Genomic DNA, 1,945 nt, shown 5'->3' with positions numbered 1-1,945 from the left:
GCTGTACGTAGGCCGTTCGCATGCCCGCCGCCCGGGCTCCGCGGAGGTCCCATGCGTGGGCGGCGACCATCACTACGCGCTCGGGCGGGCATCCCGCCGCTTCGATCGCCAGTCGGTAGACCTCCGGGGCGGGCTTGTGGGCTCGGGCGTCCTCGGCGGACAAGGCCTGGTGCCAGCGCAGACCGGTGTGTGCGTTCAGGCGCAGCAGAGTCCTGCGGCTCGCGTGGGAGAGCCCCAGTACGGGGAAGTCGCGGGCCAGGCGGGCCAGGCCGGCGACCGAGTCGTCCCAGGGGTCCAGGCGCTCCGCCGCTCTGGCCAGGCGTTCGACGGCCGCCGGGTCGGTGAGCCCGGCAAGGGCGGCCACGTGCTCTGCCGCCTCGCGGTCGATGACCTCACTGTTGGCGTAGGCCCGGCCCCCCTCCCCCATGCGCCGCTGCTCGCCGTCGACATGGGCGTACCACTCCGTGAGCAGGTGGTCGACCGTCGATTCGCCGGGGGCCTCGCCGGAGGCGGACACCGCCTCGACGATGGCCGCACGCAACCCTCCCGACTCGTCCACCATCGTTCCCAGTACGTCGAAGACGACGGCCTCGATCCCTGCCTCGCTGGCCCCTGGCATCCGTTCCCCTCTCCGCCCCCGCACACAGGGCGTCACCGGTTCAACCGGTGACGAGTCTTGCCCGGCGATGCGTCACCGGTCAAGATGGTGACGTGCACTTCGCATTCGTGAGCGGCAATCCCGCCCTGGACCTGGTCGCCACTGTGGAATCCCGCCACGACCGGCCCGTCGACCTCCTGGCCACTCCCTCCGACCTTGAGCAGTGGGTTCTCGCCTGCGAGGAACTGCCCGACCAAGTGACCGCCGATCCGGCCACGTTCGCCTCCGCCCTGCGGCTGCGCGAGGCCGTCCACCGGCTCGCTCTCGACCGCCTGCAAGGCCGCCGCTACACCCCGGCCGACCTGGACACCGTCAACAACGCTGCCGCCGCTCCCCCGCCCCTCGTGCAACTCAGCGACACAGGGCTTCATTTGGCGGGGGATCTGCCCGCCGCGCTGGCTCACGTCGCCCGCCGGGCGATCACCCTGCTCGCCGACCACGACAGCTGTCTCAAGGAGTGCAGCCGTCCCAGCTGTTCCCGGCTCTACCTCGACCGCTCCCGTGGCGCGCGTCGCAACTGGTGCGGCATGCAGGCCTGCGGCAACCGCGTCAAAGCCGCCGCCTACCGCGCCCGCAAGCACAGCACGCCCTGACCCCACCGGCTTCGAATCGCCCCCTCAGTCCTGACAGAACTCGGCTACGACCGCGGCGTCCTCCAGCTTCTGCTCGCCCCAGTCGCCGTTGCGGTTCATCGTCATCACGTGCCGGCCGTCCGCCGAGGCCAGCGTCCTGGTCGCGGAACCGGGGATCATGCCGCCGTGGCCCCACGCCCAGCAGTCGTCCGCGAGCTTGAAGTGCCGGATACCCAGGCCATAGACGTCCTGCGGACCGCCGTGTCCCTGGTCGCCGTCCACCGGCACCGCGTCGAGCAACTCCCGCTGCTGGGCCGCGGGCAGCAGCTTGCCGCCCAGCAACTCCGCCAGGAAGGTGTTCACGTCGCCCACGGTGGAGATCAGCTGTCCGGCGGAGAAGGCCACCGTGGGGCTGAACTCCGTGACGTCGTACACCTTGGGGCGCGGCCCGTCCGCGAAGAGCGTGGAGTAGTGCGTGGCATGCGGTGAGGGGAGCTCGGGCGAGGCGCCGGGCACCTCGGTGCCGCGCAGGCCGAGCGGCTTGATGAGCAAGCAATCCACCGCCTTCTTGTAGCTGCCGCCGGTGACCTTCTCGATGATCATCCCGGCGAGGATGTAGTTGGTGTCGGAGTAGTCCCATTCACCTGGCCTGCCGGGCCTGCTGCCCTGCTCCGGCTGGAAGTTCGGCGGATGAGCGAGCGCTATGTCCAGCAGA

At 70.6% G+C, this 1,945-nt stretch carries 3 protein-coding genes; 1 reads left to right on the top strand and 2 read right to left on the bottom strand.

Annotated features, from left to right (window positions below; translation table 11 throughout):
* Positions 1–619: haloacid dehalogenase type II (locus ACQKIP_RS46225; protein ID WP_427745744.1), on the bottom strand; the 619-nt coding region annotated here is incomplete at its 3' end.
* Between the two features lie 92 nt (positions 620–711).
* Here ACQKIP_RS46225 and ACQKIP_RS46220 point away from each other — a divergent pair.
* Positions 712–1,251 carry a CGNR zinc finger domain-containing protein gene (locus ACQKIP_RS46220; RefSeq protein ID WP_365854035.1) on the top strand — a complete coding sequence of 180 codons (540 nt, stop codon included), beginning with the start codon at positions 712–714 and terminating at the stop codon, positions 1,249–1,251.
* A 24-nt stretch (positions 1,252–1,275) separates the two neighbouring features.
* Here ACQKIP_RS46220 and ACQKIP_RS46215 read toward each other — a convergent pair.
* Positions 1,276–1,945: serine hydrolase domain-containing protein (locus tag ACQKIP_RS46215; RefSeq protein WP_427745743.1), on the bottom strand; the 670-nt coding region annotated here is incomplete at its 5' end.

It is taken from the genome of Streptomyces sp. NPDC059900 (genome assembly GCF_050270335.1).
In the GTDB taxonomy this organism is placed as follows: domain Bacteria; phylum Actinomycetota; class Actinomycetes; order Streptomycetales; family Streptomycetaceae; genus Streptomyces.
The sequence above is the reverse complement of the archived record's forward strand: the minus strand, read 5'-3'. Positions and strand labels throughout refer to the sequence as shown.